Raw genomic sequence first — 7,352 nt, forward strand, 5'->3', positions numbered from 1 at the left:
TTTAATGAAATCTTTATCTAAAAGGTTAAAGCCTGATACTTTAAAAGGACAATTAATGTTTTGGGCAAGTTTATTACTCTTATTAGTAGGAGTGAGCAGTATTGTTATAGTCAGCTTGATTGAATATAAGGATAGAAAAGAAGAGGTGGTTGCCCAATTAGAAGAGGTTCTTGGGGTACAAGAGCTTTTTATCGATAGTTGGTTTCAAGAAAGAAAAACTGATTTAAAAACTATTGCTAAGTTAAAAGAAGTTCGCACTCACAATAGCAAAGAGATAGAATCGATTCTTTATTTTACCTTGGAAAGCAAAAAAGAATTTTCTAATCTCCATTATATTAATAATGAAGGTGTTATAGAATTTACAACTCTAGAAGATGCCGGTGGAGTAAATGTCAGTGACCGAAAATATTATCAAAAAGCAATTAATGGTCAGTCATATATCTCTGATGTTCTAGTAGGAAGGATAGCTGGAAATCTTTATGTCTTTATCAGTAACCCTGTCAAGGATGACCAAGGACAAATTCAAGGGGTAATTATGGGAGCAGTACAGTTACAGACTATAGAAAAGATTTTGAATAAATATAATTTAGGGGAGACTGGCGAAACCTACTTGATTCATCAACAAGGGGGTTTAATTACCCTGCCTCGCTTGATTAATACTTTAAAGAAGACAGAAAAGATTAAAAGGATGGATTATAGAATAGATACCAAGATTGTCAAGGCAGCAAAGCAGGGAACTAAATTAATTGACTCCTATCAAGACTATCGAGGAAAAGCAGTTTTTGGAACTTATCGTAAGATTAATAACGATCGATGGCTGATTATTGGAGAGATTGATGCTTCTGAAGCTCTAGCTTCCCTTTATCAACAGATTCTGTTAATCAGTCTAGCTATCTTAGTAATTGTAGCAGTTTTAATTTATATTACAAAAAGGCTAATAGAAAGAATTGAAAGACCAATGGAGTACTTACTAGAGGGCACTCAAATGCTAGAAGCAGGAAAATATGATTATAAGATTGATTTTAAAGCAATCCCCTCTGCTCCTGTTGAGTTTATTCAACTATGTAATACTTTCAATACAATGGCTGAAGAGATTAATAAGAATATTAAACTTTTAGAAGAGAATAAAGAGCGTTATAGATCGTTATTTAGAAATAATATAGCGGCAGTATTTTCAATAGATTTAGAAGGAAGATTTCTTGATATAAATTCAGCTGCCCAACAGTTGACTGGATATTTTAAAGAAGAGTTGATAGGAAGTTTCTTTACAGAATTATTACCTCAAGACCAGATAGAAAAAGGAAGAAATTTGTTTTTGGATACAGCAAAGGGTAAGGCTGAGTTAGTTGAGCTGACTATAGTTGATAAAGAAGATAATAGAATTGAATTAATGTTAACAAGTATGCCAATTATTATTAATAATAAAATTATTGGAGTATATAAGATAGCAATAGATATCACAGAAAATAAAAGAAATGAAGAACGAATCTTTAAAGTTAGTGAAGAATTAAGACGTTCCAATAAAGATTTACAACAGTTTGCCTATGTTGCTTCTCATGATTTACAAGAGCCCCTTAGAATGGTAACAAGTTATTTACAATTATTAGAAAGAAGGTATAAGGATAAATTGGATGAGGATGCTAATGAATTTATCAATTTTGCCGTTGATGGAGCTAAGCGAATGCAGACATTAATCAATGACTTATTAGAATATTCTAGAGTAAATACCAGGGGCAAAGAATTTAAAGAGATTGATGGCAATCAACTAATAGAAGAGGTAAAGAGAAATTTATCAATATTTATTGAAGAGAAGAATGCAAAAATTATCTATGAGCCTTTAGCTGATTTCTATGGCGATAGAGTACAGTTAGTTCAATTATTCCAAAATTTAATTCAAAATGGAATTAAGTTCAATGATAAAGAAGAGCCTCAAATTGATATATCTATGGAAGAAAAAGACGATGCTTGGCAGTTTGCAATCAGCGATAATGGAATTGGCTTCTCAGCAGAGTATAGTGAACGGATCTTCACAATCTTTCAAAGACTCCATAGCTATAATGAATACCAAGGGACAGGAATCGGTCTTGCAATCTGTAAGAGGATTGTAGAACGGCATGGAGGAGAGATTTGGGTAGAGAGTGAAGAAGGAAAGGGCAGTACTTTCTATTTTACAATTAAACAGAGGAGGATTTAAGATGGAAGAGGTTAAAATTTTAATGGTAGAAGATAATCCAGGTGATGTACGTTTAGCCCAAGAGATTTTAAAGGAAGCCAAGATGAAGAATACATTAAATACAGTCTCTGATGGAGAAGAGGCAATTAAATTTCTTCGTAAGGAAGGAAAGTATAAAGGTGAAGAAAGGCCAGATTTAGTCTTATTAGATTGGAATTTACCCAAAAAGAGTGGTTATGAGGTTTTAGAGATAATTAAAAAAGATAAAAAACTAAAATATATTCCAGTAGTTATCCTTACTTCATCTGAAGCCGATGAGGATATTCTAAAAGCCTATGATTTAAATGCTAATTGTTATATTTCAAAGCCTGTTGATCTAGATCAATTCATTAAAGTTATCAAATCGATAGAAAATTTTTGGATGACCATTGTAAAATTACCTAGGGGTGAATAAGTTATGCTCAATTTAAAGGAGATTAAATTATTATTAGTAGAAGATAATATAGGAGATGCAAGGCTCTTTTTTGAAATGACAAAGGAGTTTGCTAATATAGAGATGAAGATTAGACATGAAAAGCGTTTAGAAGATGGAATAAATTCATTAGAAGAAGAGGACTTTGATATAGTTTTAGTTGATTTAGGATTGCCTGATTCTATAGGCTTTGACACTCTAATTAAGATAAGGGATTATTGTGAAGATTTACCTATAATTGTATTGACAGGATTAGATGACCAAGAGCTTGGTATTAGAGCTGTAAATGAAGGGGCTCAAGATTATTTGGTCAAAGGGGAGGTTAGTGCTAATCTCTTATTAAGAGCGATCTTTTATGCTATAGAACGCCATAAATTATTAAAAAAATTAGAATCGAAGTCGATTACTGATGAATTAACTAAGCTATATAATCGACGGGGATTCTTATCCATGCTAGAACAACAGATAAAGATGGCTAAGCGAAGAGATGAGAAGTTTCTCTTAGTTTATGCTGATGTAGATGGATTAAAAGGAGTAAATGATAATCTTGGGCATAATGAAGGTGATAGATTGATTACAGATGCAGCAACTGTTTTAAAGGATACTTTTCGGGACTCTGATATTATTGGTCGAATCGGTGGTGATGAGTTTGTAGTAATATCGATTGATTCTAGTAAGGAGTCTATTGAACTACTTAAGAAGCGCCTAGTAGATAAGATTAAAGCTCATAATAAGCATGAAAATCGTTCCTATCAATTGTCTATGAGTATTGGAATTGTTGAATATGATCCTAATCACCCTGTAGATATGGATGAGCTGCTAAAAGAAGCTGATGATTTGATGTATCTGGAAAAGCAGCAAAGGAAAAAATCTAAGAATTAAGATATAAGTAAAAGTAGTTTGGTCTATAGAAGCTTTTTACTATAGGTTAGGCTGCGTTTTATATTATTAACTATGCGAGAACATGAATGTTTACTTTTTATTTGTTGATTTAAACTTCCTCTATTAAGACTAGAAATATTATTTCTAGTCTTAATAGATTTGTTTATGATGCGTATAGTTGATATATCATAACTAATTCAATAATCTATTTTAATATTTAAACACGAGATAATAGTTCAATTTCAGCAGAGTCTAATATATGATTTTTTATTTTATCTCGAAATTCATTTAGAAAATAGCCATCTGTTAATTTCAAGCTACAATCTAAGGCATAAACAGTTAGTGTATATTTGTGATCTTTATCAGGAGGAGTTGGTCCTGTATACCTTTCTATGATATTGGTATCTTTTTCTCCTACAAAGGGTGAAGCAAAGCTATTTTTTCCTTGAACTAGATTTAAAGAATTACCTACACTTATATTCTCTGGTAAATAATCTATATTTCCAGGAATATTACAAGCACTCCAGTGAATCCAAGCAAAGCCACAAACAGGAATTGAGTCATAATCTATTAATGTAAGTGCTAAGGTTTTTGTTCCTTCTGGTTTATCTATAAATTTTATTGGAAAGGAAACAGATGGATTTTCCTTATATTTATATTCTTCTTTCGCATATTTAGAATACTTATCTGGCAGGTAATTGTCTTCTCTCAATACTTTTAACTTCATAATAGTTCTCTCCTTTTAATTTTTGGTAGGTTATTAAACTTATCTACAAAATATCTTCGTTACATAAACAATATATACTAAATTCTTCTTAAATAAAATTACATTTTTCTTAATAAAACATAAAAGAATTCTTAATGATTAACTATTTTAAGTCGTTAACTCCTATGATATAATTAACTCTAGTAGATTTAATTAGGAGGTTTTTATGAATTTAGAATGGTATTATACCTTTTTAAAAGTTGCAAAATATGAAAATTATAGAAAAGCTGCTACTGAACTATTTACAACTCAAACAACAGTATTTAACCATATAAAGAAATTGGAGGGTTTTCTAAATGTTGAATTGTTCGATAATGTTGGTAGAAACATTATTTTAAACGAAAACGGGAAATTATTTTATCCTATTGCTATTGAAACTATTACTACTTATGAAAGGGGATTAAGCAGAATAAAGAATTCAAATAAATATGATTATAACCTCAATATTGCAGTTACTACATATATAGCTTCATATATAATTCCAAAATTTCTTCCTATATTTTTCAAGGTTGCTCCCAATATAAATATTTCTATTTTTGTAGTTGATAAATCTATGGCTAGAGAAGTAGAGGAGGGGAGGTATGATATTGGTATAACCCGTGAATTGAGTGGTTTGAAAAATTTATCTTATCAAAGAATTTGTGAAGGGCAAATTAAACTTGTTGTTCCTGATATAGCTGAAAACAAAAATATAAATGATGAAATCGAATATTTTAAGAAGTATAGAATTTTTTCTGATAATCATCCTACATATTGGAAAGAGTTGAAAAGCGATATATTAAAATTAGTTTCCAAAGCTGACTTCTGTTCTATCTCTTCAGTTAATGCAACAGAAAATTTAATTAAATCTAAGCAAGGAATATCCTATTTGCCAACATATATTCTTAAAGATGGAGATAATGAACATATAAAGTTTTTAAACTCTAAGCATATAAAAGATCCCATTTCATTTACTTATATGCTATGGAACAAAGAAAGTAGTGAAATACAATTATTTCTAAAATTGTTTTCTAGATTTATTAAAAATGAACAAGACAAATAATTATTATCTTAAATTAAATTCTAAATAATAAAATAAAGAAGCTGTAGCTTATAATATTATAAGCTACAGCTTCTTTATTTAAATTGTGATATAAATATGTAGCAATTAGTTCTGCTAATTATGGAGTTAGCTTAGCGAGGTAATAAGAATAGTACAGTAAAGAAGTGGCAGATACTACCACCTAAAACAAAAAGATGCCAAATAGCATGATTGTACTTCATCTGCTCCCAAGCATAGAAGATTGTACCTACAGTATAGAGTACCCCACCTAGTACTAGAAAGACTATACTAGTCATATTTAAAACTGCTAATAAGGGTTTAATTGCAAAGATAACCAACCATCCCATGATTATATATAAGACTGTTGAAAATATCTTAAAGTGCTCAATCCAGAAGATCTTATAAACAATCCCTAAGATAGTTATTCCCCATACAATACCAAAGATAGTCCAGCCTAAAGACCCTCTTAGAGAAATTAAGGTCAAAGGGGTATAAGTCCCTGCTATCAGTAGATAGATTGATGCATGGTCGAAGATACGAAAGATATCCTTGACCTTACCTTTAGGAAAACTGTGATAGAGAGTAGAAGAGAGATAGAGTATGATTAATGTAGAGCCATAGATACTAAAGCTGACTACATACCATACATCTCCAAACATACTGGCTAGGACGACCAAGACTACAAGGGCAGCAATAGCCAAGCCTAGCCCAATTCCATGTAAAATAGCATTGGTAATTTCTTCAACATTTATAGATTTTTCCTGATTATCCATCTGATTCTCCCCTTCAATATTTTTAGTAGATACTTAATTATATTCATTTTTAACTAGATTATCAAGGATAGATGATTTAAGCTAACTGCTCTCCACTTGTTGATAAGGATCAACATGAACCATACAGTGCTTAACTTTATAGGTCTTATTATTCTCAATCTTATCATGTACTCTTCTAGCAATTTGATGCCCCTCTGTTACCGTTAGCTTACCATCGACAGCGATTGCTACATCCACATAAATTTTATTGGCATGGACTCGGGTCTTTAGAGTATTTATCTTTTTAACCCCTCTTACTGTCGAGATATCAGTTCTAATCTGTTCGATAGTATCCTTATCACCAGCATAATCAACAAGCTGATTGATAGACTGTTTATAAATCTCAAAGGATACCTTAATAATTAAAAGAGAGATGATTAGTGAAGCTATAGGATCTAATATTTGATACCCAAATCTAGCCCCTGTAATTGCAATAAGAGTACCTACTGATGAAAAGACATCAGAGCGATGATGCCAAGCATCTGCCAATAGGGCTGAGCTATCTAGTTTTTTAGCACCTTTAATAGTATATCTATACATCCATTCTTTTATAATGATAGATAAGATAGCAGCGTATAAAGCAATCATCCCTGGAGTCTGATAAGTACCTGCTTTAATTTTATGTATTCCGTCAGAGCCGATACCTAATGCAGTGATAAATAGGATGGTTGCTAGAATTTTTGCAACAACTGGTTCAATCTTCTCATGACCATAGGGATGGTCGTCATCCTCTGGCTTTTGAGCCATATGTAGACCGATCATAACAGCGACTGTACTGATGATATCAGATAAGGAATGGATTCCATCAGCTATCATAGCACTACTTCTTCCGATAATACCTGCTAATAATTTCAGAAATGATAGCATTACATTCCAAAAAATTGTAATCTTCGATATTCTGTTTCCTGCCTTTGTTCTTTCTCTTTGATTCATAAAATACACTCCTTTATAGCTTTAGAAGCTATTGATTCTCATTTCAATAAGATTATTACTATGTAGTTATTCTATATTATATGTGCTTAAATTGCAATATTAAATTGAACTAATTTCAAACTGTAATAATTTGTGTATTTAGTTATATAAAATTTCTCTTACTTGGTCTTCAAATGCTTCATCAGGGGTTAGGTAATCTAAGATTTTTCTTGGTAAAGTATTGCACCAATTTTGGACTCTAGCAATAGATTCAATAGCAAATTCATTTAGAC

General features: G+C 31.3%; 7 protein-coding genes and 1 pseudogene. 4 read left to right on the forward strand and 4 right to left on the reverse strand.

What is annotated here, in order from left to right; translation table 11 throughout:
• Nucleotides 1-4 precede the first annotated feature (4 nt).
• Genes BX659_RS07850 through BX659_RS07860 form a run of 3 tightly spaced genes read left to right on the forward strand, consistent with a single transcriptional unit; the run spans nucleotide 5 to nucleotide 3,527 of the window.
• A complete protein-coding gene (locus BX659_RS07850; protein WP_097017566.1) occupies nucleotides 5-2,194 on the forward strand; it encodes a sensor histidine kinase in 2,190 nt (729 codons plus the stop codon).
• 1 nt (nucleotide 2,195) lies between these two features.
• Nucleotides 2,196-2,627, forward strand: a complete 432-nt coding sequence (locus BX659_RS07855) for a response regulator (protein WP_097017567.1) — start codon at nucleotides 2,196-2,198, stop codon at nucleotides 2,625-2,627.
• A 3-nt stretch (nucleotides 2,628-2,630) separates the two neighbouring features.
• Nucleotides 2,631-3,527 (forward strand): GGDEF domain-containing response regulator, encoded by an 897-nt coding sequence (locus BX659_RS07860; protein WP_097017568.1) that lies wholly within the window; start codon nucleotides 2,631-2,633, stop codon nucleotides 3,525-3,527.
• Nucleotides 3,528-3,744: 217 nt separating this feature from the next.
• On the opposite strand, the gene BX659_RS07865 is transcribed toward BX659_RS07860, so the two are convergent.
• Nucleotides 3,745-4,254 carry a YbhB/YbcL family Raf kinase inhibitor-like protein gene (locus BX659_RS07865; RefSeq protein ID WP_097017569.1) on the reverse strand — a complete coding sequence of 170 codons (510 nt, stop codon included), beginning with the start codon at nucleotides 4,252-4,254 and terminating at the stop codon, nucleotides 3,745-3,747.
• A gap of 205 nt (nucleotides 4,255-4,459) precedes the next feature.
• On the opposite strand from BX659_RS07865, the gene BX659_RS07870 reads away from it, so the two are divergent.
• Nucleotides 4,460-5,335 (forward strand): LysR family transcriptional regulator, encoded by an 876-nt coding sequence (locus BX659_RS07870; RefSeq protein ID WP_097017570.1) that lies wholly within the window; start codon nucleotides 4,460-4,462, stop codon nucleotides 5,333-5,335.
• A 131-nt stretch (nucleotides 5,336-5,466) separates the two neighbouring features.
• Here BX659_RS07870 and trhA read toward each other — a convergent pair whose 3' ends face one another.
• The 3 genes and pseudogenes from trhA to BX659_RS19665 form a co-directional block, all read right to left on the reverse strand.
• Nucleotides 5,467-6,108: a PAQR family membrane homeostasis protein TrhA gene (gene trhA, locus BX659_RS07875; protein ID WP_097017571.1), complete on the reverse strand. Its 642-nt coding sequence runs from the start codon at nucleotides 6,106-6,108 to the stop codon at nucleotides 5,467-5,469.
• An 81-nt stretch (nucleotides 6,109-6,189) separates the two neighbouring features.
• Nucleotides 6,190-7,080: a cation diffusion facilitator family transporter gene (locus BX659_RS07880; protein ID WP_097017572.1), complete on the reverse strand. Its 891-nt coding sequence runs from the start codon at nucleotides 7,078-7,080 to the stop codon at nucleotides 6,190-6,192.
• A 138-nt stretch (nucleotides 7,081-7,218) separates the two neighbouring features.
• Nucleotides 7,219-7,352, reverse strand: a pseudogene (locus BX659_RS19665) (IS30 family transposase); the annotation flags it as partial.

This window comes from Orenia metallireducens (assembly GCF_003001995.1).
GTDB classification, from domain to species: Bacteria; Bacillota; Halanaerobiia; order Halobacteroidales; family Halobacteroidaceae; genus Orenia; species Orenia metallireducens_B.

Coding starts and splice junctions, on each gene's coding strand:
- BX659_RS07850 (WP_097017566.1), top strand. CDS start 5: ATGAAATCTTTATCTAAAAGGTTAAAGCCTGATACTTTAAAAGGACAA.
- BX659_RS07855 (WP_097017567.1), top strand. CDS start 2,196: ATGGAAGAGGTTAAAATTTTAATGGTAGAAGATAATCCAGGTGATGTA.
- BX659_RS07860 (WP_097017568.1), top strand. CDS start 2,631: ATGCTCAATTTAAAGGAGATTAAATTATTATTAGTAGAAGATAATATA.
- BX659_RS07865 (WP_097017569.1), bottom strand. CDS start 4,254: ATGAAGTTAAAAGTATTGAGAGAAGACAATTACCTGCCAGATAAGTAT.
- BX659_RS07870 (WP_097017570.1), top strand. CDS start 4,460: ATGAATTTAGAATGGTATTATACCTTTTTAAAAGTTGCAAAATATGAA.
- trhA (WP_097017571.1), bottom strand. CDS start 6,108: ATGGATAATCAGGAAAAATCTATAAATGTTGAAGAAATTACCAATGCT.
- BX659_RS07880 (WP_097017572.1), bottom strand. CDS start 7,080: ATGAATCAAAGAGAAAGAACAAAGGCAGGAAACAGAATATCGAAGATT.